This is a genomic window from Pseudomonas sp. P5_109, from assembly GCF_034009455.1.
Lineage (GTDB): Bacteria > Pseudomonadota > Gammaproteobacteria > Pseudomonadales > Pseudomonadaceae > Aquipseudomonas.
In genome coordinates, this window is the sequence record NZ_CP125380.1 from 4,552,400 (window position 1) to 4,577,181 (window position 24,782).

Consider the following 24,782-nt stretch of genomic DNA (forward strand, 5'->3'; position numbering starts at 1 on the left):
GGCATCAACCCCGCACCGGCCAAGCCGGCTGTTGCTGGGTGATGCAATGCACACCGCCGCCGCCATGGGCCAGATGGTTGATCCGCACCGGCACCACTTCACGCCCCGGGAATGCCTGCGCCAACACTTCGGCGGCAACGTTATCGGCGTCGATGCCATAGGCCGGCATGATGATCGCGCCGTTGGCGATGTAGAAATTGGTGTAGGAGGCGCAGAACACTTCAGCCTCGGTGTCCACCGCATCGGAGGCTTCATAGAGTTCGATCAACTCGAACTTGCGGCCCTGGGCGTCGGTGGCCAGTTCAAGGGCGCGGCGGTTCTCGCGGGCCACTTCGGCGTACACCGATTGCTTGTCGTGGGTGGCGTCCACCAGCAGCACGCCGGGACGGGCAAAGGCGCACACGCCATCGACGTGGCCGTCGGTCATGTCACCGGTCACGTAGTCCGGATCGCCCGGCAACCAGATGGTTTTCTTCACACCGAGCAGGCGGGTGAAGATCTCTTCGATCTCGGCCTTGGTCACGCCCGGGTTGCGGTTGGGGTTGAGCAATACCGATTCGGTGGTGATCAGCGTGCCCTCGCCGTCCACATGAATGGCGCCGCCCTCGTTGCTCAGCGCCGTGCCGAAACACTCCAGGCCCAGGTGGTTGAGCGCACGGCGGGCCAGGCTCTCGTCCAGATCGTGGGCCGACTTGCCGCCCCACGCATTGAAGCGCCAGCTCACACCGGCCAGGCCTTGCTGCGGGTGGCAGACGAAGCTCGGGCCGGAGTCGCGGCACCAGCTGTCGTTGACCGCCAGTTCGATCAGCTCGACATTCGGCCCGCACAACGCCTTGGCGCTGGCGACGGCTGAAGGGTCGACCACCAGCTTCACCGGTTCGAAGCGGGCAATGGCGTTGGCCACCCGGGCGAAGTCCTCTTGAACCTGCGCCAGCGTCACCCGCCAGCCGGACTCCCAAAGGGTCTTGTTATGCGGCCAGACCATCCAGGTGGCGGCGTGGGTGACCCACTCGGCCGGCATCATCCAACCACTGTTTTGAGTTTCGTTCTGCTGCATGACAAGTACCTCTGAGTTAAGTCATTGTGTTCAATGAAAACGGCCTTGGCGGTCTTGGCATGCATGCTACGGCTGGTAAAACGGGCAAACAAACGATGGATTTTGCAGGCAACTGATTAGAGGAACTTATCGATATGCTCAAACACTGGCCGCCCCTGAGTACCCTGCGCGGCTTCGAAGCCGCCGCCCGGCTGGGCAGTTTTCACAAGGCCGCCGACGAGTTGCACCTCACCCAGTCGGCGATCAGCCAACAGATCCGCAGCCTTGAGGCGTACCTGGAACAACCGCTGTTCCATCGCAGCGGGCGCAGCGTCAGCCTCACCGATGCCGGTCACGACTTGCTCAGCACCACCCAGGCGTTGTTGCAGCAATTGGCGGTAGGGATTCGCCGGTTGGGGCAGTACCAGAAACCCAATCAACTGGTGCTCAACACCACGCCGGCCTTCGCCCGGCACTGGTTGTTGCCGCGCCTGGGGGATTTCCGGCGCCAGCATCCGCAGGTCGACCTGTGGATGTTCAGCACCGATGAAGTGCCGGACATGGCCAGCCAGACCATCGACCTGGCGGTGCGCGACGACATCAGTTCCCAGGCCGAATGCAGCTTCAAGGTGCTGCACGCCGACCGCCTCTACCCGGCCTGCCATCCAAGCCTGCTGGCCGTACCGGTTGAGCAGCGCACCACCCTGCATGGCGAGCGGGAAATGGACTGGAGCCACTGGGCGGTGGAATCGGGAATTGATGTGGGGCAGATGGATCAGGGGCTGAATTTTTCCGATCCGGGTTTACTGCTGGACGCGGCCTGCATGGGGCTCGGCATTGCGCTGGTCAGCCAGTTGCTGAGTCGTCAGGCGCGGGCCACCGGGCTGTTGCAGCCGATGGTGGAGCAAACCATCCGTGGCCCGAACTGGGCACTGCTGACCCACCGTGACAGCGAGAACATCCCGATGGCGCGGGCCTTTACCGAATGGCTGGTCGACAACCTTGCCAGCGAGTGATTACTGCGCCGGAAAAGTTTGCAGATAGGCCAACAGGTCTTCGATCTTTTCCGGATCGCTGAGCCCCCAGAAAATCATGCGGGTACCAGGGACGACTTTCTTTGGTGCTTCGAGATAGGCGATCAGGGTGTCGCGGTCCCAGACCAGGTTGGCGGATTTCATCGCATCGGAATACACGTAGTCCGTGGTGACGGCAGAGTGGCGACCGATCACGCCATTGAGCTGCGGGCCGAAAAAGGCGCGAGCCGACTCGCCGACCTGATGGCAGCCACTGCAGAGGCGCTTGAACACTTTCTCCCCGGCCTGGGCATCGCCTGCTGCAAGGGTGGGCATGCTGAACAGGCCAGCGCTGAGCGCCAGGGCGAGGGGCAGTGCTGCGATGTTCTTCATGTTCCGTTTCCAGTCTGGCGATGCCGGGTATTGGAACATGCAGGCCGGGGAGATCCCAAATCCCTTGTAGGAGCTGGTTTGCCAGCGATAATCGTTAACGATAACGCGTAAGAACTGGATAAACGCGGCGCACGTGAGTCCATCGCCGGCAAGCCGGCTCCTACAGTTTCCCGGGAATGCCGGCCTGCTGGATGATCTTGCGGGGATTTCAGTGTTTGCTCATCAATCCATGCAGCACGCCGAACCGCAGACCCGGTTCCGACGCAATCATATGCGTGATCCCGAACACCTTGAACGCCGCGAGCATCACCACCAGGCCGCCGGGCAAAATGCTCAGGCGATGGGTGGGCAGGCCCGCCAGCTTGAGATGTTTCACATGTTTGACTTCCAGCAGGCGCAATGACAGGCGCAACAGGCCGCCGTAGGTGATGCCGCTCTGGTCGTCATCATTCAAGCCGTTGGCCTTGAGCACCTTGGCCAGCATCCGCGCCGTCCCGGAAGAGCCGATCGCCTGCTGCCAGCCCATGGCGCGATAGCGGCGGGCAATGCGTTCGAACTGCACCGTCGCCGCGCGCTCGGCCTCCAGCAGCGCTTGGGCGACGATCCGCCCGCCATGGAAGTAATGTGCGCCGAAGGTGCCGCTGCCAATGGCAATGCTTTCGGTGACCAGCAACTGGTCGCCACGGCCGATGATCATTTCCGTGGAGCCACCGCCGATATCCACCACCAGCCGCGTGCTTTGCGCCGGCAAGGTGTGGGCCACGCCGGCGTAGACCAGTTGTGCCTCTTCGTGACCGGAAATAACGTCGATGCGAAAGCCCAGGTGGCGTTCGGCACTGGCCAGGAACAACGGCGCATTGTCTGCTTCGCGCACGGCACTGGTGGCCACCGCCCGCACGCGCCCGGCCTCGAAACCGCGCAACTTCTTGCCGAACCGCGCCAGCGCCTGCCAGCCACGGTCCAGCGCCAACTCATCGAGCGCCCCGCCCTGCAGGCCTTCGGCCAGACGCACCGGTTCACGCAAGGTCTTCACCTCCTGGATGACCATCTGCTGGTTGCGCCTCACCGACTGGCCAATCATCAGGCGGAACGCATTGGAGCCCAGGTCGATGGCGGCAAACAGCGGGGCGTCTTTCATACGGGGTTCCTTGCACATTCATCTGCCGGCAGGCTGGCGGCCTGCCGGGCACTCGAGACGGATTGCGAGGATGTTGCCATGGCTTCGATGACACCCAGATGACACCAGTGGCCATCACCAATTCGTAACAAACTGTGACCAGGATCGGCTGTGCCACCCACGACCCGAGTGCTCACCATGCTTTCCAATCAGGACACCTTGATCCAGCGCATCCACCGCGAGCTGCTCGATATCAGTGACGAAGAGCTGGAACTGGAATTATCGGAAGACGGACACAACCTGGACGCCCTGTTCGATGAACACATCGAGGATGGCAGCGAGAAAGAAGCCCGGCGCCGCTACTTCGCCGAACTGTTTCGCCTGCAAGGCGAACTGGTGAAATTGCAGAGTTGGGTGGTCAAGACCGGGCACAAGGTGGTGATCCTGTTCGAAGGTCGCGATGCCGCTGGCAAGGGTGGCGTGATCAAGCGCATCACCCAGCGCCTCAACCCCCGGGTCTGCCGGGTGGCCGCCCTGCCCGCGCCCAATGACCGCGAACGCACGCAGTGGTATTTCCAGCGCTACGTTTCGCACTTGCCCGCCGCCGGGGAAATCGTGCTGTTCGACCGCAGCTGGTACAACCGCGCCGGGGTCGAAAAGGTCATGGGGTTCTGCAATGACGACCAGTACGAAGAGTTCTTCCGCACCGTGCCGGAATTCGAGCGCATGCTCGCCCGCTCCGGCATCCAGCTGATCAAGTACTGGTTCTCGATTTCCGACCAGGAACAGAACCTGCGCTTTCTCAGCCGCATTCACGACCCGCTCAAGCAGTGGAAACTCAGCCCCATGGACCTGGAGTCGCGCCGCCGCTGGGAGGCCTACACCAAGGCCAAGGAAATCATGCTCGAGCGCACCCACATCGCCGAAGCGCCATGGTGGGTGGTGCAGGCTGACGACAAGAAGAAGGCGCGGCTCAACTGCATTCATCACCTGCTGAACCAGATGCCGTATGAAGAAGTCGAGTTGCCGGTGATCGAGTTGCCCCAGCGCGAGCGGCAGAAAGACTATTCACGGGGGCCCGTACCGCAGGAAATCATCGTGCCGGAGGTTTACTGACTCAACACAAGACCTGTGGCGAGGGGGCTTCTGTGGTGAGGGGGCTTGCCCCCGTTCGGCTGCGCAGCAGTCGTATATGCCCGAAGATTGCTGGGGTCGCTTCGCAACCCAACGGGGGCAAGCCCCCTCGCCACAGTTAATCACTCGCAGCAGGATTTTCGGCATCCTGATGAATGACCATCAAGCCGTCATCGAATCGTCATGAAGCGGGTGCCATACTCAGGTCATCCAATGCGTGCTTTAACTTTCTGCTGCCTTTCCCGGCGGCTTTTTTTTGCCTGAAATCCGCCTTACAAACATTCCTGCGCCGCACGCTCGAACGTCGACGGCACGAACGCCGAGGCCAGCAGCTTGCGCTCGTACAGGAACACCTTGCCGCCGTTCGAGGCCTTGTAGGTTTCCAGTACGTTGTCCGCCGCCACTTTGCTTGATACGACAATCCGGTAGCTGCGCTGGGTCTGCGACACCGTGGGCGCCAGTGCATCGTGCTGCAACTTCGGCACCACGCAATGGGTGTATTCCTCGGGCGACTTGCTGGTCTGCAAGGTCATCGTCGGGTCGTTCGGCGTGGCGCAACCGGCCAGCAGCAGCGAAGCGATTGCCAGAGTCGGGGTGAAAAAAGTGCGCATCAATCAGGTCCTGGAAAAAAATCGTTGGCTTGCCCGCCGCTCAGTGGACGTCGGGCCTGTTAATTTGTAGCTGCGGTCAATCCGGCGGATACCAGTGCCTTCAACGACGCATCGAACTGTTTCAACGCGGTCAGTTGCAGGTCGCGTTGCTGCTCGATCTGCGCGGCAATCTCGGGGGCAGCCTTGTCATGCACCCACACCGACGGCAGTTGTTTTGCCACCGCGCCTTCGGCCTTGCCGATGTACTGCAGGCTGGCGTCGTAGAACCGCGCGGCGAAACGCGCCTCGACCCGGTCGTTGCGCTGGGTCAGCAACTGGTTGTGGGTATCGAGCATCACCACTACATCGGGATGGGCCTGCACCAGCGCATCGAGGTTGTCGTAGACCGTCACCGACAGAAAAGTCTTGTGCAGCGAACTCAACAGCCAGTCGATGGCCAGTTGCGGATCGGAGCTGTCGACAAAGGCCTGGCGAATCCGCGCATCCAGTGCGTTTTTCGCGCCATTCACGGCCACCGAGTGGTATTGCTCAAGGTATTGCAGGTTTTCCACGGTGTTTTCGCTGTAGAGCACCCCGACCGTCTGCCCGTATTGCAATCCGCCCTGGCTCGCCGTGATGGGCGGCAGATGGCAGGCGCGTGCGTCCTCGGCGTAGGCCGATGCGGTGGATGCAACACTGCCCAGCAACAGGGCAATCACAGCCAGTCGGGTCAAGATTTTCATCGCGCAGGTTCCTTGAGCAGCGTGTTCAATGCTGGCAATTTTCCGCCTTTGCGCAGAAAACAGAACTTGCGATTCTTGATGGTGACTATTGACTGAACCAATAGTGCATCTGGCGCAAACTTACCGGTCGATGTCGAACAAGCGGCTGTGCCGGGCGCCCACGGTTCATTACAGTGGCGTCTGCACTCAAAACCCGATCAAGGAATGGAACAATGGTGACCTGCTACCTGAAATACGTGCTCGATCCCTACCAGCTCGAAGCCTTCGAGCACTACGGCAAGTTGTGGATTCCCCTGGTGGAAAAATTCGGCGGCCAGCACCACGGCTACTTCTTGCCTTCGGAGGGCGCCAACAACATCGCCCTGGCGCTGTTCACCTTCCCGAGCCTGGCGGCGTACGAGCATTACCGACAGCAGTCGATGAATGATCCGGAGTGCATCGCGGCGTTCAAATACGCCGAAGAGAAGAAATTCATCCTCAGCTACGAGCGTTCATTCATGCGTCCGGTGTTTGGCTGACAGGATCGCTGGGGCAGTCTTTTTTCAGATCCAGGCAGTAGGTGTAGTAACCAGGGTCGCGCACCCAGCCCAGGGATTCATACAGGCGCTGGGCGGTGAAGTTGTCGGTGGCGGTTTCCAGGGTCATGCCTTTGCCGCCGGCCAGCTTCGCAAAATCCCGGGCGGTGTTCATCAGCAGCGTGCCGACGCCTTTGCCCCGGGCGGCGGGTGTGCTGAACAGGTCACCGAGCAGCCAGGTACGGTGGGCGTCGATCGAGGAAAAGGTTGGGAACAGTTGGACGAAGCCGAGGTTTTCACCGTCGCTGTCCTGGGCAAGGAAAATCACCGACTCGTCCCGGGCAAGTCGCTCGGCGATGAAGGCGCGCGATTGCGCCAGGTTCGACGGCTGCTCGTAGAACATCCGGTAGGCGTCAAACAAAGGGGTGATCTGGTCGATATGTGATGCGTCGGCGCGCAGGGCCTGAATAGCCATGAGGGTGCTCCATTGCGGTCTCAAGGAATTACAGACTAGCAATGGCAATGGAACAGCGACGTAAAATTTTCTGAAAGCACCGCGACCCACTGTGGGAGCGGGCTTGCTCGCGAAGAGAGGCCGTGTCAGTCGACATAAATGTTGAATGACACACCGCTTTCGCGAGCAAGCCCGCTCCCACATTAGATTCCCGCATTGGATTGCGGGTTGCGGTCAAACGCGCACGTTACGCCCTGGCAAGGAGCTACGCTGGCTGCTTTCCCAGCCTTCGACCAACCCCACCGGCACATCCGCTGATGGCAGCATCTGCACGCCACGCACCAGATCGGACGCCCGCTCGGCGAGCATGATGGTCGGTGCATTGAGGTTGCCGTTCGGCTCGGTCGGGAACACCGAGGAGTCGATCACCCGCAGGCCGGCGATGCCGCGTACGCGCAATTCGGAATCGACCACCGCCATGTCGTCCTCGCCCATGCGGCATGAACCGCACGGATGGTAGGTGCTTTCCAGGTTGTCACGGACGAAGGCGTCGAGATCTTCATCACTGGTCACCTGCGCGCCCGGGGCGATTTCGCCGTCGCGGAAGCGGTCCATGGCTTTCTGGCCAATGATCTCGCGGGTCAGGCGAATGCAGCGGCGGAAACCTTCGCGGTCCTCTTCGCGCTCCAGGTAGTTGAAGCGGATTTCTGGATGCTCGTACGGGTCGGCCGAACGCACGCGCACATAACCACGGCTTTTCGGTTTGTTCGGCCCGGTCAGCACCATGAAACCGTGGCCCTTGATCGGTTTGTTGCCGTCGTAGCGCATCGCTGCCGGCAGGAAGTGAAACTGGATGTCCGGCCAGCGCAGGCCCTTCTCGGAACGGATGAACCCACCGGCCTCGAAATGGTTGGTGGCGCCCAGGCCGTCCTTGAACAGCAGCCAGCGCAGACCGATCATCAGCTTGCTCAGCGGATCCATCTTGCTGTTGAGGGTAACCGGTTCCTTGCAGCCAAACTGGATGTACACCTCGGCGTGATCCTGCAGGTTCTCCCCTACCCCCGGCAGGTCATGGCGTACGCCGATCCCGGCCTTGCGCAGGACGTCCGCCGGGCCGATGCCCGAGCGTTGCAGCAGGTGCGGCGAACCGATAGGCCCGGATGAGATCAGCACTTCGCGGTTGCAATACACCTGGTGGGTCTGGCCGCCGTGGTCATACATGACCCCCACCGCACGCTTGCCTTCGAGGATGACCTGACGGGTCATCGCGTGGGTGATCACCGTCAGGTTCGGACGGCCCATGGCCGGGCGCAGATAGGCGTTGGCGGTTGAGCAACGCACACCGTTTTTCACGGTCATGTGCATGGCGCCAAAACCTTCCTGCATGTAGCCGTTGCAGTCTTCGGTCTTGATGTAGCCCGCCTCCGCGCCAGCTTCGACCCAGGCGCCGTACAGCGGGTTTTTCATGTGGTTGCCGTTGGTGGTGTGCAGCGGCCCGGTCTGCCCGCGGTAGCTGTCGCCACCCGACTCGTAACTCTCGGCGCGCTTGAAGTACGGCAGGCAATTCTTGTAGCCCCAACCCTCGGCACCGAGGGATTCCCACTCGTCGAAGTCCAGTGCGTGGCCACGGATGTACACCAGGCCGTTGATCGACGACGAGCCGCCCAGCACCTTGCCCCGTGGGCAGTGAATGCGCCGCCCGTTGAGATGGGTCTCCGGCTCGGTTTCGTAGCGCCAGTTGTATTTCTTGGTGTTCATCGGGATCGAGAAAGCGCTCGGCATCTGGATCACTACGCTCTTGTCACTGCCGCCGAATTCCAGGACCAGCACCGAGGTGGCCGGGTCTTCGCTCAGGCGGTTGGCCAACACACAACCTGCCGAGCCAGCGCCAATGATGATGTAGTCGTATTTTTGCGTAGCCATGGTCATCTCCCGACCGTCGATTCAGTGAATACCGGCAGTGGCTGCTGTTTGTGGGTCAGCGTGTCGCCGGTGGTGTATTGCGGGGAGTTTTTCTCGATCTGTTGGATCACCACTTCTTCTTGCTTGAGGTCGATCGAACGGCTCAGCCAGTAGTACGCCAGGCCTGACACGATCAGCCCGACCAGCCAGGCGATGTCGATGCTGCCCAGCGCCTTGGCGAGCGGGCCGACATACACTTCGCGCTGTTCAACGCCGTCGAAGATGTAGAAGAACGGGATCATCGAGATAAAGCCGATGGCATAGGCGGCGATACCGCGCAGTCCCCAGCTGCCATAGATGTTGCCGTGGGGCATGAAGAAGTGCGGGATGGCGTAGCGGCCCTTGCGCACGAAGAAGTAGTCGGTGAGGTTGACCGAGGTCCAGGGCACCAGAAAGTACAGCATCACCACCAGGTAGATCCCCAGCACCGACAGGCCTTTGCCGGAACTCTGGATACTCAGGGCCACGCCCAGTTGCAGCAGGATCACGAAGCCGATGGCCAGGATGCGCGCCCTGCGGGTGGGTTCGATGTGCTTGATCGAGTCGACGCAGGTCAGCGTGGTCAGCTTGGCGCTGTAGATGTTCATCGCGATCACCGGCAGGAACGCCAGGATGGTGACGACCACCACCGCCGTGCCCACCAGCGGCGACACGGTGTTGCCAACTTGCCCGAGGGCCACCAGCACGTCAGTGGAGTGCAGGTGATCGGCCAGCCAGCCACCCACGGAGATCATCCATGCACCGGACAACGAGGCACCGAGGAACACCACGGCGATCAGCTTGCCGCTGGAGGTATTTTTCGGCAGGTAGCGCGAGTAGTCCGACACATAAGGCGCGTAAGCGATGTTGTAGCTGGCGGCCGCCGCAAACTGCGCGATGAAACCGGTCCAGTTGAAACCCAGCGGCTCACGGGCCACTTCGCCTTCCGCGAGTGCCGGCAGCACTGCATCCGGCACCCAGCCCATCACCACCGCCATGGTCACCAGGCCATACAGCGGCAACGACAGGAACAGCGCCCATTTGAAGCTGCGGTGCATCCAGTCATGGCCGAGAATCGCCAGCACCGCCGCCGGTATGGTCACCGCCACCGCGATCACCGCGGGGTTGAAGCCGAACAACGTGTGCAGCCCCTGCATCATCAACACCAGGTTGACGATGTTGAAGCCGGCGAACACGAACAGCGTCGCCAGCAGCACCAGGATCACCCCGCGATAACCGAACTGCGCACGGGACTGGATCATCTGCGGCAGGCCAAGGTGCGGGCCCTGGGAGCCGTGAAATGCCATGAACAGCGTGCCGAACATGATGCCCAGCGTGCCGGCCAGGGTGGTCCACAGCGCGGTCAGGCCGACGCTCGGGCCGACGAAGCCGATGGTCATGGTGAAGAAGGTGAAATTGCCGAGGAACCAGAACGGGCCCTGGCTCGACAGTTTGTCGGTGCGCTCGCTCTCGGGGATGAAGTCGATCGAATGCGCCTCGACGACGGATTTTTCGTCGAGGCTGGACACGCTCGTGGCGGACTTGGCGTTAGTGTTCATGATGGACTCTTATTGTTGGAAGATCATGACGAGATAACCGCGTTCTTTCGGGTGAACGACTCCCCTGTGGCGAGGGAGCTTGCTCCCGTTGGACTGCGCAGCAGTCCCATTTTCAGGGCCGCTTCGCGCCCCAGCGGGAGCAAGCTCCCTCGCCACAAGTTCAGTGTTGCCCATGCCTACCTGGCGTTGTTGCAGATGCGTTTTGATTGTGGGAGCGCGTCAGCTTGGCAGCGTGATCCACACGGCCTTGGTTTCGAGCAGGTAGTCGAGCTGCTCGGCGCCCAGGTCCTTGCCGAATCCGGACTGCTTGTAGCCACCGAACGGCATCGACGGGTCGAGGGTGCCGTGGGCGTTGACGTAGACCGAGCCTGCTTTCAAGCGCGGAATCAGGCTGTGCACCTTGCCCAGGTCGTTGGAATACAGTGCCGCGGCCAGCCCGTAAGGCGAGTCGTTGGCCAGGGCCAGTGCATCCTCTTCATCGTCGAAGGGTGCGGTGACCAGCACCGGGCCGAAGATTTCTTCCTGGACAATGCGCATGTCGTTGCGGCAGTTGGCGAAGATGGTCGGCTCGACGAAGAAGCCAGGGCCATCGATCGGTTGGCCGCCGTAGACCAGTTCGGCGCCTTCGGCCTTGCCGGTCTCGATGTACTCGGTCACGCGCTGCTTCTGCAGGGCCGAGACCAGCGGGCCGATGAAGCAGTCCGGGTCCAGGCCCGGGGCCATTTTCAGGGTGCGTGTGTAGGCGATCAGTTCACGCAGGAATTCGTCGTAGACGCTGCTATGAATATAGGCCCGTGTACCGGCGTCGCATACCTGCCCGGAGTTGAAAAACACGCCGTTGGCGACCGCTTGGGCAGCGGCCGGGATGTCGGCATCGGCGCAGACGATGACCGGTGATTTACCACCGAGCTCGAGGGTCAGGCGCTTCATGTCATCCAGCGCTGCGCGGCCGACGGTCTGGCCGACCGGGGTCGAGCCGGTGAAGGTCAGTTTATCGATGCCCGGGTGGGTGGCCATGGCCGCGCCGACCACGCTACCGCGCCCGGTGACGATGTTGATCACGCCGTCGGGAATGCCCGCTTCCTGCACCAGCTCGGCGAAACGCAGGGCCGACAGCGAAGTCAGTTCGGCGGGCTTGACCACCACGGTGCAACCGGTCGCCAGCGCCGCGCCGAGCTTCCAGGCCATAGTCTGCAGCGGGAAGTTCCACGGCACGATGGCGCCGACCACGCCCACCGCTTCCTTGCGGGTATAGGCCAGGTAGTTGCCCGGCAGCGAAGGTTCGACAGTGCGGCCGTGCAGCTTGGTGGCCCAGCCGGCGAAATAACGCAGGGTATCCACGGTGCCCTGGATGTCCACGTCCTTGGCGAAGGCAACCGATTTGCCCATGTCGATCGATTCGATTTCCGCCAGTTCAGCAGCGTTCTGTTCGATCAGGTCGGCCAGGCGTTGCATCATGCGCTCGCGCTCGGCCGGTTTGGCCTGGCGCCAGGCGCCGCCGTCGAACTGGGCGCGTGCGGCTTGCACGGCGCGGTCCAGGTCGTCAGTGGTGCCCATGGGAATGCGGGTGATCAGGCCTTCGGTCGAGGGTTCGATGACATCGGAGGTTTCACCGTTGCTGGATTCGACCCAGGCGCCACCGATGAACATTTTCTGGACCTTGCTGAGGAAGGTCTGGGTGGCTTCGCTGACGCCGAATTTTTGCAGGTAACTTTTGACGATCGTGTCCATTTTTATTCTCTCTGCCCGGCAGTCAGAGCCTGCCGGGTCACTGGTTTCGATGATCAGGCTGATGCGGTTTCGCTCTCGGCGGCCGCCCGCACCTTGCCCCGCTCGTGGAAGATGAAACCGATGCTGTTGAGCAACAGTTGCGCGGCGAGGATCGAGGTCATGCCGGTCGGGTCGTACACCGGCGCCACTTCCACCAGGTCCATGCCGACGATGTTGCCTTTGCTGCGCTTGGCCAGGGCCTGGATGATTTCCAGCACTTCGTAGTAGAGGAAGCCGCCGTGGCTCGGGGTGCCGGTGCCGGGGGCGATGGACGGGTCGAAACCGTCGATGTCGATGGTGATGTAGTAGTTGATGTTCTGCGGGATCAGCGCCAGCACACCCTCGACGCCGAGGCGACGCACGTCGCGCACCGAGAGAATCTTCGAGCCCGCTTCATGTGCGGCTTCGTAGTCGTCGCGGTTGGACGACGAAACGTTGCGGATGCCCATCTGGGTCATGCCGACAATGTGGTTCATTTCCGAGGCACGACGCAGCGGGTTGCCGTGGCCGTAGCGCACGCCGTGGCGTTCGTCGACGAAATCCAGGTGTGCATCGAAGTGAATGATGTGGATCGGACCGCGGCCTTCGAAGGCCTTGATCACTGGCGCATGCACCGAGTGATCGCCGCCGAGCACCACCGGCATCACGCCGGCGTCGAGGATCTTGCGCACGGCGTATTCGGTGTTCTTGTTACTGGTGACCATGTCGGTGTGGACGATGTCGGCATCACCGACGTCGACCATGCGCACGTCCGATGCGGTGAGGTACATCACGTCATCTTCGTGGTCGTAGGCGCCGGCGTGGCCGAAGGAAAACAGCGTCGATGCTTCACGAATCCCGCGTGGTCCGAAGCGTGCGCCGGAGCGCCACTGGGTGCCCATGTCGTTGGGCACGCCGAGCACCGCGACGTCGGCATCCAGTGCATCCCAGTCGGTGCACACCGGGGATTTGCCAAAGGTGCAATGACCCACGAATGGCAGATTCAGGCGACCGGATTCATAACCATTGTTCGACATTTCTAGCCTCTCCACTTCTTGTTATCGGCTTGACGGACTGCAAGGCGACCGCCGTTGGAAAGACTATGGGCGCAGGTTTTCGTGGAAAAAATGCTAAACATCAGATACTCATATCGGCATTCCCGATGCATCCACGTGCCGGAGGTGCCAGATGATCCAGCTGCACGATGTCGACCTGAAACTGCTCAGGGTGTTTGCCACGATTGTCCGCTGCGGGGGGTTCTCGGCCGCTCAGGCGGCGCTCAATGCCGGGCAGTCGACCATCAGCGAACAGATGACCCACCTGGAAACCCGTCTCGGGGTCAAACTCTGCCAGCGCGGGCGCAGCGGCTTTCGCCTGACCGAACAGGGCGTGGCGATTCACGAAGCCACCCAGCGCCTGCTGTCGGCGGTGGAAAACTTCTGCATGGACGCCGACGTGCTCAAGCAGCACATCAGCGGCAAGCTCAACCTGGGGATCATCGACACGACGATCACCGACCCCGATTCGCCGATCCCGCGCACCACCCAGCGCTTCGTTTCACGGGGCCATGACGTGCACCTGAACGTGTACGTCGGCACCCCGGCGGAACTCGAAGAACGGGTGCTCGACGGTCGCTTGCACCTGGCCATCGGACACTTCCCGATCCATGTGCCGGGCCTGCTGCAATCACCGCTGTATCAGGAAGCCCTGGGCTTGTATTGCGGGCGGCGTCACCCGTTGTACGGCAGCCACGCCGAAGGTGAGGAACTGCTCGAAGAAGTCGCTGCGGGGCGCATCGTCGTGCGTGGCTACATGCAGCAATACGACCTCGAACACTTGGGCGTGAGCAAGGCGGCGGCCACCGTGGACAACATCGAAGCCACGGCGATCCTGATCATTTCCGGCGCCTACCTGGGCTTCCTGCCTGAGCACTTCGCCGCCCAGTGGGTCAAGAGCGGCGAGATGCACCAGTTGGCCCCCGGGAGTCTGCGTCTGAAATCGCCTTTCGACGTGATCACCCGGCGCGGCACGGCACCGCCGCCGATCCTCCAGGCGTTCCTCGAGGACCTGGCCGCCAGCGCCCGTAAAACCGCCAAGCCGTGATGTGACGCTCGCCAAATTCAAAATTTGCCGGGCATACTGATTTTAGTTCGCCAACCTTGCAGGCCCGTCATGCGCATCCACGTCACCTTCATCGACCGCGTCGGCATCACCCAGGAAGTGCTGGCCCTGCTCGGTGGACGCAGTTTCAACCTGGACGCGGTGGAGATGGTCCCGCCGAACGTTTACATCGACGCCCCGACCCTTGGCGCCGAGGTGCTGGAGGAGCTGCGCGAAGCGCTTTTCGACGTGCGCGGCGTGCAAGCGGTGACCATGGTCGACATCCTTCCGGGGCAACGCCGGCGCCTGCAACTGGACGCGTTGCTGGCCGCCAGTTCCGACCCGGTGCTGGCGGTGGATGACCGAGGTCATGTGCTGCTGGCCAACCCGGCACTGATCGCCCTGTGCGGTCGCGAACCGGCCGGTGAATCGCTGACCGCGCTGTTCGACGATGCCGATTTGCAACGCACCTTGATCGCTCACCATTTCCGCTTGCCGATGCACGAGGTCAGCCTCGGCGGCCAGACCTTGCTCCTCGACGCGATGCCGATCACCGACGCCGGCGCCCTGCTCACCCTGTATCAACCGAACCGCATTGGCGAACGCCTGTCGGCGTTGCATCACGACCATGCCGAAGGCTTCGATGCGCTGCTCGGCGAATCGCCGCCGATCCGCGCACTCAAGGCCCGTGCACAACGGGTGGCGGCCCTCGATGCGCCGTTGTTGATCCAGGGTGAAACCGGCACCGGCAAGGAGCTGGTGGCCCGCGCCTGCCATGCCATCAGCCCACGGCACGACGCACCGTTCCTGGCCCTGAACTGCGCGGCACTGCCGGAGAGCCTGGCCGAAAGCGAGCTGTTCGGCTACGCCCCCGGCGCCTTCACCGGCGCGCAACGGGGCGGCAAGCTCGGCCTGCTGGAGCTGGCGGATCAGGGCACGGTGTTTCTCGATGAAGTGGGGGAAATGTCGCCGTACCTGCAAGCCAAATTGCTGCGCTTCTTGAGCGATGGTTGCTTCCGTCGGGTCGGTGGCGACAAAGAGGTCCGGGTCAACGTGCGGGTACTCAGCGCGACCCACCGCGACCTGGAAAAAATGGTCGCCGAAGGACGTTTCCGTGAAGACCTGTTCTACCGCCTCAACGTGCTCAACCTGCAAGTGCCGCCACTGCGCGAGCGCGGCCACGACATCCTGCTGATGGCCAATCACTTCATGCAACAGGCCTGCGCGCAGATCCAGCGACCGCCGTGCCGTTTGGCCCCGAGCACCTTCAGCGCCCTGCTCGGCAACCGCTGGCCGGGCAACGTGCGGCAACTGCAGAACGTGATCTTTCGCGCGGCGGCGATTTGCGAAAACCCGCTGGTGGACATCGATGACCTGGACATCGCCCGCACGGCGGTGGAGCGGCAGAACGACGGCGAAGTCGGCAGCCTGGAAGAGGCTGTGGGCGACTTCGAGAGGAACCTGCTGGAACAGCTGTATCGCAGCTATCCGTCCAGTCGGTTGCTGGCGGCGCGGTTGCAGACGTCCCATAGCGCGATTGCGATTCGCCTGCGCAAGTACGGGATTCCCAACAAAACCTGAACTTGGCTCGGAAAAAATGTGGGAGCGGGCTTGCTCGCGAAAGCGTCGTGTCAGACAACATCGACGGTGAATGACACACCGCATTCGCGAGCAAGCCCGCTCCCACAGGGGATCAGTGTTGTTGCCGGGCCAACTGTCTTCAAATCGATACAGCGTAGCGAAATCAAGACAAAACCTTTCCCTCCCGCATTTACGGCGTCTGCGCCCACAGCCCTGCCCGCCTGTATTGATTTCAATACGCATGAAATCTGTCGCACTGAATAAAATCACTTCAAGTCATTGATTTATAACAAATAAAAAACATTGGCACCGCCCTTGCTATTACTCCTCCAACCCCGCTCGTCGCCCCGCCACGAGCGCAAAACAATAAGGAGTTGATATGAGCGAATTGCGTTTCACCGTCGATCACGAATGGTTGCGCCTTGAGAGCAATGGCCTGGTCACCGTCGGCATCACGGCGTTTGCCCAGCAGGCGCTGGGGGATGTGGTGTTTGTTCAGGTGCCGGAACTGGGCGCCTTCGATGCAGGCGCTGAAGTGTCGGTGCTGGAATCAGTGAAAGCCGCCAGCAGTATCGGCATGCCGCTGGACGGTGAAGTGGTCGAGGTCAACGGGACGCTCGAGAGCAGCCCGGAACTGGTCAACGAAGACCCCTTGGGCGAAGGCTGGTTCTTTCGCTTCAAACCGGTCGACATCGAGGCGCTCAGCGATCTACTCGATCAAGACGCCTATGAACGCCTGACCGCAGAACACGCCGACGCTTGAAGCCCACCCCTTCCACACAAGGACCACACCATGTTCAGCAAGCACGACCAGATCAAAGGCTATGACGACGAACTGCTGGCGGCGATGAACGCCGAGGATGCGCGGCAGGAACACCATATCGAACTGATCGCCTCGGAAAACTACACCAGCCAACGGGTGATGGAAGCACAAGGCAGCGGCCTGACCAACAAGTACGCCGAAGGCTATCCGGGCAAGCGTTACTACGGCGGCTGCGAGCACGTCGACGTGGTCGAGCAACTGGCCATCGACCGCGCCCAACAGCTGTTCGGCGCCGACTACGCCAACGTCCAGCCGCACTCCGGCAGCCAGGCCAACGCGGCGGTTTATCTGGCCCTGCTGCAAGCCGGCGACACCGTGCTGGGCATGAGCCTGGCCCATGGCGGGCACCTGACCCACGGCGCCAAGGTGAGTTTTTCCGGCAAGCTCTACAACGCCGTGCAGTACGGCATCGACACCCGCACCGGCCTGATCGACTACGACGAAGTCGAACGCCTGGCGGTCGAGCACAAACCGAAGATGATCATCGCCGGCTTCTCGGCCTATTCGAAGACCCTGGATTTCCCGCGCTTCCGCCAGATCGCCGACAAGGTCGGTGCGTATTTCTTCGTCGACATGGCCCACGTCGCCGGGCTGGTGGCCACGGGTCTGTACCCCAATCCCCTGCCCTACGCCGATGTGGTCACCACCACCACGCACAAGACCCTGCGCGGCCCGCGTGGCGGTTTGATTCTGGCCAAGGCCAATGCGGAGCTGGAGAAGAAGCTCAACGCCGCGGTATTCCCCGGTGGTCAGGGCGGCCCGCTGATGCACGTGATCGCCGCCAAGGCCGTGTGCTTCAAGGAAGCGCTGGAGCCAGGCTTCAAGACCTATCAGGCGCAGGTGATCCGCAATGCCCAGGCCATGGCGCAGGTTTTTATCGAGCGCGGTTACGACGTGGTGTCCGGCGGTACCGACAACCATCTGTTCCTGGTCAGCCTGATCCGCCAGGGCCTGACCGGCAAGGATGCCGACGCTGCTCTCGGGCGTGCCGGCATCACCGTGAACAAGAACGCGGTACCCAATGACCCGCAGTCACCGTTCGTGACCTCGGGCTTGCGCATCGGCACGCCGGCGATCACCAGCCGTGGCTTCAAGGAAGCGCAAAGCATTGCCCTGGCCGGCTGGATTTGCGACATCCTCGATCACCTCGGCGATGCCGACATCGAGGCCAATGTCGCACGACAAGCGGCCGCCCTGTGCGCCGACTTCCCGGTCTACCGCGATTGAACCCACAACACAAACCCCCTTGTGGGAGCGGGCTTGCTCGCGAAGGCGGTGTGTCAGTCAATATTGATGTCGACTGACACGGCCCCTTCGCGAGCAAGCCCGCTCCCACAGGTCCTGCGGCTGTTGCACAAGGAAATCACCATGAATGCCATCGTCGATTCGGCCGGTAAAAACCCGGCCAAAGTGGAGGTCGGCACCAAACTGCGCGGCGCGGACAAGGTTGCGCGGATTCCGGTGAAGATCATTCCCACGGATGAACTCCCGCGCAAACCCGACTGGATTCGCGTGCGCATGCCGATCTCTCCCGAGGTCGACCGGATCAAGCAGCTCTTGCGCAAGCACAAGCTGCACAGCGTCTGTGAAGAAGCCTCGTGCCCGAACCTCGGTGAGTGTTTTTCCGGTGGCACCGCGACCTTCATGATCATGGGCGACATCTGCACTCGGCGCTGTCCGTTCTGCGATGTCGGCCATGGCCGGCCCAAGCCGCTGGACACCAACGAGCCGCTGAACCTGGCCGTGGCCATCGCCGAACTGCGCCTGAAGTACGTGGTGATCACCTCGGTGGACCGCGATGATTTGCGCGACGGTGGTGCCCAACACTTTGTCGATTGCCTGCGCGAGATTCGCAAACTGTCCCCCGGCATTCAACTGGAAACCCTGGTGCCGGATTATCGCGGACGCATGGACGTGGCCCTGGCGATCACCGCCAATGAGCCACCGGATGTGTTCAACCACAACCTGGAAACCGTACCGCGCCTGTACAAGGCCGCGCGGCCGGGGTCGGACTTCGAGTGGTCGCTGGACCTGCTGCAGAAATTCAAGCAAGCGGTGCCCCATGTGCCGACCAAATCCGGCCTGATGCTGGGCCTTGGCGAAACCGACGAGGAAGTCATCGAGGTCATGCAGCGCATGCGCGAGCACGACATCGACATGCTGACCCTCGGCCAATACCTGCAACCCTCGCGTAGCCACTTGCCGGTGCAGCGCTTCGTGCACCCGGACACCTTTGCCTGGTTCGCCGAAGAAGGCACGCGCATGGGCTTCAAGAACGTCGCGTCCGGGCCGCTGGTGCGTTCGTCGTATCACGCCGATCAACAACTTCATGGAGGTACGGACGGTTTCACGCCATGATGGAATGACTGGTCATGCATGGAGCCGTTTCCGATGTCGCGTTTACCCTGTCTGTTGTTGCTGTGCCTGAGCCTTGCCCTGCCGTGCATGGCCGACGAGTCTAAACCCGGGCACATGGTGTATGTGCGCAACGTCGACCCGGGCATCGAACAGGACATCCGCTACGCCAGCGCGCACAACTTCACCGGGCATCCGCTCGACGGCTACCAGGCGGCGGAGTGCCTGCTGTCGGAGGACGCTGCAAAGGCATTGGCCCGAGTGCAAAGCTCACTGAAAGCCGAAGGCTATGGCTTGAAGGTGTTCGACTGCTATCGACCCAAGCGTGCGGTGGCGGACATGGGCCGCTTCGCCACCGAACCTGGCGACCCGCTGAAGACCGAGTTCTATCCACGGGTCGACAAGCAGGACTTCTGGCGCCTGGGTTATGTGGCCCGGGTGTCCAATCATTCCCGGGGCAACACCGTCGACCTGACCCTGACCGGCCCCGACGCGCTGCCCGCCGACACTTGGACGCCTTCGGTCAAACCGGTGGATTGCACGGCACCTTATGGCGAGCGCTGGCACGACGGCGCCCTCGACATGGGCACCGGTTTCGATTGTTTTGATGAGCGGGCCCACACCGACTCGACGCTGATCAACGCCAAGGCCAACGCCCATCGCCAGCGCCTGACCAGTGCCATGGCCAAGGAAGGCTTTGTGGGGTATTCGGCCGAGTGGTGGCACTTCACGTACAGCGGGAATCCGCCGAAGCCGGACGTCATGGATTTCCCCATCACGCCGTTGGCGCCATGAACATTTTGCTCAAGGCCCTGTTGATGGCGTTTTTTCCGTTGGCCGCAATGGCCCAGGGACTCGACGGCAGCGAGCAACTGATCGTGGTCACCAGCAACAACTGGGATGACATCCAGGGTACTGCCCAGCGTTATGAACGGCGCGGCAGGACCTTTGAAAAGTTCGAAGCGCCCTTTGCAGTGGTGCTCGGCAAGAACGGCATGGGCTGGGGCAAGGGGCTACTCGATACCGGGCAACCTGAAGGACCGGTCAAACAGGAGGGCGATGGCAAGGCGCCGGCTGGAATGTTCAAGCTGGGCACGGCGTTTGGCTACGCGCCTTCGGCCGAAACCCGCCTACCCTATCTGTCGCTGACACCGACCATCGAATGCGTGGATGACAGCCAATCCACGCGTTACAACGAACTGGTCGACGGATCAGTCGTCGACAAAGACTGGAGCAGTTCCGAACGGATGCGCCGCTCGGATGAGCTGTACCGCCAAGGCATCTTCATCCAGCACAACACTCCGGCCTCTCCCGCTGCCGGCTCGTGCATTTTCTTCCACATCTGGCGCGGCCCCACCGCGCCGACCCGGGGCTGTACGGCCATGGACCCGGCGGATATCGCGCGGTTGTTCGATTGGCTGGACCCGGGCAAATCCCCGGTGCTGGTGCAACTGCCGCAAGCGCAGTACGAGCGATTGCGTGAGCGTTGGAAACTGCCTGAACGCTAACCCTGTGGCGAGGGGGCTTGCCCCCGTTGGGCTGCGAAGCGGCCCCAAAAGATGGGACTGCTGCGCAGTCCAACGGGGGCAAGCCCCCTCGCCACAAAAGCCCCTTGCCACAAAAGTTCCCTCGCCACAAATGCGGGGGTTAACCCCGCTCAACCACCACGCCACTCATCGACGGCTTGGCCAGTGCGTAATAAATCACCCCCGGCACCAACAGCCCGACAATCCATGAAATATCCACGCCGCCCAGTTGCGCAACCATCGGCCCGGAGTAGAAATGGGTGTCGACAAAGGGCAGCTGGATCAACACGCCGATCACATAGACGCTGATCCCCAGCGCGTTCCAGCGACCGTAGCGGCCGTTCGGGTCGGACAGCGCCGGAACGTCGTAACGCTCCTTGTTGATGAAGTAGTAATCCACCAGGTTGATCGCGCTCCACGGGGTGAAGAACGTCAGCAAAAACAGGATGAAGTACTTGAACGAGTTCAGGAACGAGTACTGCCCCAGCAACGCCAGCGCGGTGGATGCCGCGACGATCAGCAGCACAAACAGCATGCGCTGGCGGGCGGTGATTTCCAGGCGCCGGCGAAAGCCGCTGATGATGGTGGCGATGCACATGAAACTGCCGTAGGCATTGAGAGTGGACACCGTGACCTTGCCGAACACTATGCTCAGGTACAGCAAGGACGCGATCACACCGCTACTGCCCAGGCCGACAATGGTCGCCACTTCGTGCCCACGAAAATTCGCCCCTGCAAGTGCGGCGGCAAACACCCCCAGCACCATCGAAGTCTGAGCCCCCAACACCGTGCCGAGACCGACGGCGGCGAAAGTTTTCCACGACGAAGTCTTGCTCGGCAGGTAGCGCGAGTAGTCCGCTACGTAGGGGCCGAAAGCGATCTGCCAGGACGCCGAGAGCGACACCGCCAGCAGGAAGGTGCTCCAGCCAAAATGCCGGTTATCGAGCAGCAGGCCGATGTCGTTGAGGGTCATCAACCGGGTGAACAGGTAAGCGAAGGCGATGATACCCAGCACGCTGGCCACCCGTCCGACCAGGTGAATCACCCGATAACCGAAGATCGTCAGGAACGCGATACATGCGGCGAAAATCAGGATGCCGGCGCTGTCGCTGACACTGATCAACTGCGCAATCGCCTGGCCCGACAGCACCGCGCCGGTGGCGCTGAAACCCAGGTACATCAGGCACACCAGGACAATCGGGATTGCCGCGCCATACACCCCGAACTGCACTCGGCTGGAGATCATCTGCGGCAACCCAAGCTTCGGCCCTTGTGCCGCGTGCAGCGCCACCACGGCACCGCCGAGCACTTGCCCGATCAGCAAGCCGATCAGCGACCAGAACACATCGCCGCCCAGTACCACGGCGAGGGCGCCGGTAACGATGGCGGTGATCTGCAGGTTGGCGCCGAGCCACAAGGTGAACTGGCTATAGAGACTGCCGTGTCGCTCAGACTCAGGAATGAAATCGATCGAGCGGGTCTCGATCAGGGGACTGCGTTGCGCACTCATGGCGGCGTTTCCTTTGTGGAACTGTTTTTATTGTCAGGGACGGAAATCAAAAGGTCTTGGTTGCGCTGGCTACAACCGTCGCCGAGCAGAGGTCGTCATAGCCGTACCAACTGCTGCACTCGCTTTTCGACAAGTCGGTGTCGACGTAGCTCAGGCCCCAGGTCACGCCGACGAAGTCGCGGGTCAGCTTGGCTTCCCACTCGTAGTAAGACTCACGGCTATCGCCATTGGCGGACCAGAACGCGGGGTCATTCACATCGTTGCGGCCAAAGCGCAGGTCCAGGCCGACTTCGGCCGGCAAAGCGATTTTGTAGCCCACGTAGGTGTAAAGGGTGTCCTGGTCTTCGCCGAAAACGTTCGGCGTGTCCTTGGAGTAATAGGCACCCAGCTTCACGCCGTACAGGTCGAGGACGGCGTAGATTTCGCTGAGGTTGAATTCGGAGTTTTTCGGGTAGTCGTACTTGATGTAGCCCAGGTCCAGGCTGATGGCGTCCGTGGCCTGCCAGTAGTAACCGGCGTAGTACTCAAGCTCCTGCCGGGTGTCGAAGCCGCCGCCGAAGTCGACGTTGGAGGTCCAGGCGCCGATGTACAGGCCGCTGCTGTGCAAAAGCGTTGCGCCGCCCTGCACCGCCGGATCCCCCAGGGTTTGCGAGATGCCCCGGGTGCGGTAGTCGCTGACGACGCCCAGGGTCATCTCCAGACTGAAATCATCGTTGAGGACCAGGGCCTGGCTGGTCAGGGGGGCCAGTGCGAGTGCTGCGAGGGTCAATGCTGAAAGTGCGTTCATACAGTTCTCTTGTTGTTATGGCGTACGGGGGAGTTTCAGGCATGGCGATGCCACACCCCTCGCGTTACGAGGGGCTGGCGGTTTTCAGGTGTGTCGGGTGTACGCAGGTCAGGACGCGGGGGCGTAGACCTGCTTGCCGGCGAAGAAGGTGTTCAGCACTTTGGTTTCGAACAGGTCGTCATCGCTGACCTTGAACACATCGCGGTCGAGGATGATCAGGTCAGCCTGCTTGCCCGGTGCCAGCGAACCGATCTGCTTCTCCAGGCGCAGGGTTTTCGCCGCGTTGAGGGTGTAGGCGTAGAACATGGTCTGGCGGTCGATGCTTTCCTTGGCATTGAGCACGCCCAACGGACCTTTGCGCGTGCTCGCCTGGGCAATGGCGTTGAACGGGTTGGCGCTCGACACCGGCCAGTCGCTGCCACCGGCAATCGTCGCGCCGGCGTTATGCAAGGACCGCGCGGGATACTGGTAACCGTAGGCGAAGGCGCTGATGTAAGGCTTGACCAGCTCGACGGTGTAGGACTCGCCGGTGGCCCACAGCAGTTGCATCGAAGCGATCACGCCCAGTTCCTTGAAGCGCGGAAACTCCTTGGGGTTGACCAACTGCAAGTGCGCGATGCTGTGTGGCACGGGCGTCGGGCTGAGCTTGCGCGCATACGCCACGCCATTGAGCGCTTCACGCACCGCGCGGTCGCCGACGGCGTGCATGTGCACGATCCAGCCGCGTTTTTCCGCCGCCACCACCAGTTCGCCGAAGTGCGCCGGGTCGGTCAGCAACTGACCATTTTTATGGCTGTTCTTGAACGGCACGATGACCGCAGCAGTTTGCCCCGGGAATTCGAGGATGCCGTCGACAAACACCTTGATGCCGGGGAACGTCAGGTTAGGCACGCCCTCGAACTGCTTCATCACCGTGGCGATCACTTCCAGGTCGGCGGGTTTGCTTTTCGGGTTGGTGACCATCAACGCGGCGACGTGGGCACTGAGTTCGCCGTTCTGCGCCAGCTCCTTGTAGAGCGGCAGCACGCCGACACTTTCCGCGGTGGCATGGAAATCGAACAGCGAATCTTCACTGCCGCCGTTCGCCGCTGCGTCCATCCAGGCGGTGACGCCGTATTGATTGTTGATCTTCACCGCCTCGCGAGCGGCCTTGAGTATGGTCTCCGGGCTGGGCGCCGGAATACCGTTGCGCACTACGTCCCAGCGGGATTCGGCAAAGTAGCCGTTAGGGGTGAAGTCCGCTTCATGGCCGATGTAGCCGCGTTCTTTCTCCGGCAGGCTTTTCACCAGTGCCGCGTCGATGTTCAGGCGCTTGAGCATCGCGTTGTTGGCCCAACCGGTGTGGCCGTCGATGCCGCTGAAGACGATGGGCTGATCAGCCCAACGGCCCTGATTGAACATCTTGCCCAGCTCACGGCTTTTCTCCCAGTAGGCCGAACTGACCCCGGCCACGCTGATCACATCACCGGAGCGGGCACGCCCGGCCTTGTCCTCTTCGATCAACCATTGCTCCAGTTCCGGCAAGGGTTTGACCTCGTCCAGCAGGTTGGCCTTCATGCTGTCGAACGCACCCACCACCGGGTGGCTGTGGGTGTCGATCATGCCTGGCATCAACACTTTGCCCGCCAGGTCGATGCGCTGGGTCTTGGCGTCGGCCAGGGCATTGATTTCGGCATCGCTGCCCACTTTCAGAATCTTGCCGTCTTGCACCGCAACAGCCTGCACCAGCGCCTGGCCGGGTTCGGCGGTAAACACTTTGCCGTTGAACAACACCAGGTCAGCGGCGGCCATCGCTTGTACCGAGGACAATGCCAGCGCGGCGGCCAACAGGTTTGGAATGAATCGCATCGGAACGC

At 61.8% G+C, this 24,782-nt stretch carries 23 protein-coding genes; 10 read left to right on the plus strand and 13 right to left on the minus strand.

Going from position 1 to position 24,782, the window contains the following annotated elements; all coding sequences use genetic code 11:
• Nucleotides 1–4 precede the first annotated feature (4 nt).
• On the minus strand, nucleotides 5–1,057 hold the full coding sequence (locus QMK54_RS20310; protein WP_320401230.1) for an agmatine deiminase family protein: 1,053 nt from the start codon (nucleotides 1,055–1,057) through the stop codon (nucleotides 5–7).
• Between the two features lie 134 nt (nucleotides 1,058–1,191).
• On the opposite strand from QMK54_RS20310, the gene QMK54_RS20315 reads away from it, so the two are divergent.
• On the plus strand, nucleotides 1,192–2,052 hold the full coding sequence (locus tag QMK54_RS20315; RefSeq protein ID WP_320401231.1) for a LysR substrate-binding domain-containing protein: 861 nt from the start codon (nucleotides 1,192–1,194) through the stop codon (nucleotides 2,050–2,052).
• Here QMK54_RS20315 and QMK54_RS20320 read toward each other — a convergent pair whose 3' ends face one another.
• Both QMK54_RS20320 and QMK54_RS20325 read right to left on the minus strand, forming a co-directional pair.
• Nucleotides 2,053–2,442: a cytochrome c family protein gene (locus QMK54_RS20320; RefSeq protein ID WP_320401232.1), complete on the minus strand. Its 390-nt coding sequence runs from the start codon at nucleotides 2,440–2,442 to the stop codon at nucleotides 2,053–2,055.
• Nucleotides 2,443–2,650: 208 nt separating this feature from the next.
• Entirely contained in the window at nucleotides 2,651–3,580 is a 930-nt protein-coding gene (locus tag QMK54_RS20325; RefSeq protein ID WP_223594139.1) for a Ppx/GppA family phosphatase, read from the minus strand.
• 177 nt (nucleotides 3,581–3,757) lie between these two features.
• Here QMK54_RS20325 and ppk2 point away from each other — a divergent pair, with 177 nt between their 5' ends.
• Nucleotides 3,758–4,675 carry a polyphosphate kinase 2 gene (ppk2, locus tag QMK54_RS20330; RefSeq protein ID WP_223594137.1) on the plus strand — a complete coding sequence of 306 codons (918 nt, stop codon included), beginning with the start codon at nucleotides 3,758–3,760 and terminating at the stop codon, nucleotides 4,673–4,675.
• Nucleotides 4,676–4,965: 290 nt separating this feature from the next.
• Here ppk2 and QMK54_RS20335 read toward each other — a convergent pair whose 3' ends face one another.
• On the minus strand, nucleotides 4,966–5,304 hold the full coding sequence (locus QMK54_RS20335; protein WP_110663311.1) for a hypothetical protein: 339 nt from the start codon (nucleotides 5,302–5,304) through the stop codon (nucleotides 4,966–4,968).
• A 59-nt stretch (nucleotides 5,305–5,363) separates the two neighbouring features.
• Nucleotides 5,364–6,026, minus strand: a complete 663-nt coding sequence (locus QMK54_RS20340) for an ATPase (protein WP_320401233.1) — start codon at nucleotides 6,024–6,026, stop codon at nucleotides 5,364–5,366.
• A 212-nt stretch (nucleotides 6,027–6,238) separates the two neighbouring features.
• Between QMK54_RS20340 and QMK54_RS20345 the strand changes: the two genes are divergently transcribed.
• On the plus strand, nucleotides 6,239–6,544 hold the full coding sequence (locus QMK54_RS20345; RefSeq protein ID WP_056723739.1) for an NIPSNAP family protein: 306 nt from the start codon (nucleotides 6,239–6,241) through the stop codon (nucleotides 6,542–6,544).
• On the opposite strand, the gene QMK54_RS20350 is transcribed toward QMK54_RS20345, so the two are convergent.
• From QMK54_RS20350 to speB, 5 genes are all read right to left on the minus strand, one after another.
• Nucleotides 6,522–7,016, minus strand: a complete 495-nt coding sequence (locus QMK54_RS20350; RefSeq protein WP_223594130.1) for a GNAT family N-acetyltransferase — start codon at nucleotides 7,014–7,016, stop codon at nucleotides 6,522–6,524. The two genes, QMK54_RS20345 and QMK54_RS20350, sit on opposite strands and share 23 nt — an antisense overlap.
• Before the next feature lie 213 nt (nucleotides 7,017–7,229).
• On the minus strand, nucleotides 7,230–8,918 hold the full coding sequence (betA, locus tag QMK54_RS20355) for a choline dehydrogenase (protein ID WP_320401234.1): 1,689 nt from the start codon (nucleotides 8,916–8,918) through the stop codon (nucleotides 7,230–7,232).
• 2 nt (nucleotides 8,919–8,920) lie between these two features.
• Nucleotides 8,921–10,495, minus strand: a complete 1,575-nt coding sequence (locus QMK54_RS20360; RefSeq protein WP_320401235.1) for a purine-cytosine permease family protein — start codon at nucleotides 10,493–10,495, stop codon at nucleotides 8,921–8,923.
• 219 nt (nucleotides 10,496–10,714) lie between these two features.
• Nucleotides 10,715–12,226: an aldehyde dehydrogenase family protein gene (locus QMK54_RS20365; RefSeq protein WP_223594122.1), complete on the minus strand. Its 1,512-nt coding sequence runs from the start codon at nucleotides 12,224–12,226 to the stop codon at nucleotides 10,715–10,717.
• Between the two features lie 53 nt (nucleotides 12,227–12,279).
• Entirely contained in the window at nucleotides 12,280–13,281 is a 1,002-nt protein-coding gene (gene speB / locus QMK54_RS20370; RefSeq protein WP_095151590.1) for an agmatinase, read from the minus strand.
• Between the two features lie 151 nt (nucleotides 13,282–13,432).
• On the opposite strand from speB, the gene QMK54_RS20375 reads away from it, so the two are divergent.
• The 7 genes from QMK54_RS20375 to QMK54_RS20410 all read left to right on the plus strand — a co-directional run bounded on the left by QMK54_RS20375 (nucleotide 13,433) and on the right by QMK54_RS20410 (nucleotide 20,611).
• Nucleotides 13,433–14,347: a LysR family transcriptional regulator gene (locus QMK54_RS20375; protein ID WP_223594116.1), complete on the plus strand. Its 915-nt coding sequence runs from the start codon at nucleotides 13,433–13,435 to the stop codon at nucleotides 14,345–14,347.
• Between the two features lie 69 nt (nucleotides 14,348–14,416).
• Nucleotides 14,417–15,925, plus strand: a complete 1,509-nt coding sequence (locus QMK54_RS20380) for a sigma-54-dependent transcriptional regulator (protein WP_320401236.1) — start codon at nucleotides 14,417–14,419, stop codon at nucleotides 15,923–15,925.
• A gap of 379 nt (nucleotides 15,926–16,304) precedes the next feature.
• Nucleotides 16,305–16,688, plus strand: coding sequence for a glycine cleavage system protein GcvH (gcvH, locus tag QMK54_RS20390; RefSeq protein ID WP_223594114.1), 384 nt, complete (start codon nucleotides 16,305–16,307; stop codon nucleotides 16,686–16,688).
• 30 nt (nucleotides 16,689–16,718) lie between these two features.
• Entirely contained in the window at nucleotides 16,719–17,975 is a 1,257-nt protein-coding gene (glyA, locus tag QMK54_RS20395) for a serine hydroxymethyltransferase (protein ID WP_320401237.1), read from the plus strand.
• Between the two features lie 141 nt (nucleotides 17,976–18,116).
• The gene (gene lipA / locus QMK54_RS20400; RefSeq protein ID WP_320401238.1) at nucleotides 18,117–19,106 is read left to right on the plus strand and encodes a lipoyl synthase; all 990 of its coding nucleotides are present in this window, start codon (nucleotides 18,117–18,119) and stop codon (nucleotides 19,104–19,106) included.
• A 33-nt stretch (nucleotides 19,107–19,139) separates the two neighbouring features.
• A complete protein-coding gene (locus tag QMK54_RS20405; RefSeq protein ID WP_223592089.1) occupies nucleotides 19,140–19,898 on the plus strand; it encodes a M15 family metallopeptidase in 759 nt (252 codons plus the stop codon).
• Nucleotides 19,895–20,611 (plus strand): L,D-transpeptidase family protein, encoded by a 717-nt coding sequence (locus QMK54_RS20410; protein ID WP_223592087.1) that lies wholly within the window; start codon nucleotides 19,895–19,897, stop codon nucleotides 20,609–20,611. Before QMK54_RS20405 ends, QMK54_RS20410 begins: the two co-directional genes overlap by 4 nt.
• A gap of 139 nt (nucleotides 20,612–20,750) precedes the next feature.
• Here QMK54_RS20410 and QMK54_RS20415 read toward each other — a convergent pair whose 3' ends face one another.
• The 3 genes from QMK54_RS20415 to QMK54_RS20425 all read right to left on the minus strand — a co-directional run bounded on the left by QMK54_RS20415 (nucleotide 20,751) and on the right by QMK54_RS20425 (nucleotide 24,774).
• A complete protein-coding gene (locus QMK54_RS20415; protein WP_223592085.1) occupies nucleotides 20,751–22,139 on the minus strand; it encodes a purine-cytosine permease family protein in 1,389 nt (462 codons plus the stop codon).
• 46 nt (nucleotides 22,140–22,185) lie between these two features.
• The gene (locus QMK54_RS20420) at nucleotides 22,186–22,926 is read right to left on the minus strand and encodes a TorF family putative porin (protein ID WP_223592082.1); all 741 of its coding nucleotides are present in this window, start codon (nucleotides 22,924–22,926) and stop codon (nucleotides 22,186–22,188) included.
• A 108-nt stretch (nucleotides 22,927–23,034) separates the two neighbouring features.
• Nucleotides 23,035–24,774, minus strand: coding sequence for an amidohydrolase (locus tag QMK54_RS20425; protein ID WP_320401239.1), 1,740 nt, complete (start codon nucleotides 24,772–24,774; stop codon nucleotides 23,035–23,037).
• Nucleotides 24,775–24,782: the final 8 nt, after the last annotated feature.

What these genes read in the sequence shown, in the direction of transcription:
- QMK54_RS20340 (WP_320401233.1), bottom strand. Translation starts at nt 6,026, where the DNA reads ATGAAAATCTTGACCCGACTGGCTGTGATTGCCCTGTTGCTGGGCAGT.
- QMK54_RS20320 (WP_320401232.1), bottom strand. Translation starts at nt 2,442, where the DNA reads ATGAAGAACATCGCAGCACTGCCCCTCGCCCTGGCGCTCAGCGCTGGC.
- QMK54_RS20315 (WP_320401231.1), top strand. Translation starts at nt 1,192, where the DNA reads ATGCTCAAACACTGGCCGCCCCTGAGTACCCTGCGCGGCTTCGAAGCC.
- glyA (WP_320401237.1), top strand. Translation starts at nt 16,719, where the DNA reads ATGTTCAGCAAGCACGACCAGATCAAAGGCTATGACGACGAACTGCTG.
- ppk2 (WP_223594137.1), top strand. Translation starts at nt 3,758, where the DNA reads ATGCTTTCCAATCAGGACACCTTGATCCAGCGCATCCACCGCGAGCTG.
- QMK54_RS20345 (WP_056723739.1), top strand. Translation starts at nt 6,239, where the DNA reads ATGGTGACCTGCTACCTGAAATACGTGCTCGATCCCTACCAGCTCGAA.
- QMK54_RS20325 (WP_223594139.1), bottom strand. Translation starts at nt 3,580, where the DNA reads ATGAAAGACGCCCCGCTGTTTGCCGCCATCGACCTGGGCTCCAATGCG.
- gcvH (WP_223594114.1), top strand. Translation starts at nt 16,305, where the DNA reads ATGAGCGAATTGCGTTTCACCGTCGATCACGAATGGTTGCGCCTTGAG.
- QMK54_RS20405 (WP_223592089.1), top strand. Translation starts at nt 19,140, where the DNA reads ATGTCGCGTTTACCCTGTCTGTTGTTGCTGTGCCTGAGCCTTGCCCTG.
- betA (WP_320401234.1), bottom strand. Translation starts at nt 8,918, where the DNA reads ATGGCTACGCAAAAATACGACTACATCATCATTGGCGCTGGCTCGGCA.
- QMK54_RS20350 (WP_223594130.1), bottom strand. Translation starts at nt 7,016, where the DNA reads ATGGCTATTCAGGCCCTGCGCGCCGACGCATCACATATCGACCAGATC.
- QMK54_RS20410 (WP_223592087.1), top strand. Translation starts at nt 19,895, where the DNA reads ATGAACATTTTGCTCAAGGCCCTGTTGATGGCGTTTTTTCCGTTGGCC.
- QMK54_RS20365 (WP_223594122.1), bottom strand. Translation starts at nt 12,226, where the DNA reads ATGGACACGATCGTCAAAAGTTACCTGCAAAAATTCGGCGTCAGCGAA.
- lipA (WP_320401238.1), top strand. Translation starts at nt 18,117, where the DNA reads ATGAATGCCATCGTCGATTCGGCCGGTAAAAACCCGGCCAAAGTGGAG.
- QMK54_RS20380 (WP_320401236.1), top strand. Translation starts at nt 14,417, where the DNA reads ATGCGCATCCACGTCACCTTCATCGACCGCGTCGGCATCACCCAGGAA.
- speB (WP_095151590.1), bottom strand. Translation starts at nt 13,281, where the DNA reads ATGTCGAACAATGGTTATGAATCCGGTCGCCTGAATCTGCCATTCGTG.
- QMK54_RS20335 (WP_110663311.1), bottom strand. Translation starts at nt 5,304, where the DNA reads ATGCGCACTTTTTTCACCCCGACTCTGGCAATCGCTTCGCTGCTGCTG.
- QMK54_RS20310 (WP_320401230.1), bottom strand. Translation starts at nt 1,057, where the DNA reads ATGCAGCAGAACGAAACTCAAAACAGTGGTTGGATGATGCCGGCCGAG.
- QMK54_RS20375 (WP_223594116.1), top strand. Translation starts at nt 13,433, where the DNA reads ATGATCCAGCTGCACGATGTCGACCTGAAACTGCTCAGGGTGTTTGCC.
- QMK54_RS20420 (WP_223592082.1), bottom strand. Translation starts at nt 22,926, where the DNA reads ATGAACGCACTTTCAGCATTGACCCTCGCAGCACTCGCACTGGCCCCC.
- QMK54_RS20425 (WP_320401239.1), bottom strand. Translation starts at nt 24,774, where the DNA reads ATGCGATTCATTCCAAACCTGTTGGCCGCCGCGCTGGCATTGTCCTCG.
- QMK54_RS20415 (WP_223592085.1), bottom strand. Translation starts at nt 22,139, where the DNA reads ATGAGTGCGCAACGCAGTCCCCTGATCGAGACCCGCTCGATCGATTTC.
- QMK54_RS20360 (WP_320401235.1), bottom strand. Translation starts at nt 10,495, where the DNA reads ATGAACACTAACGCCAAGTCCGCCACGAGCGTGTCCAGCCTCGACGAA.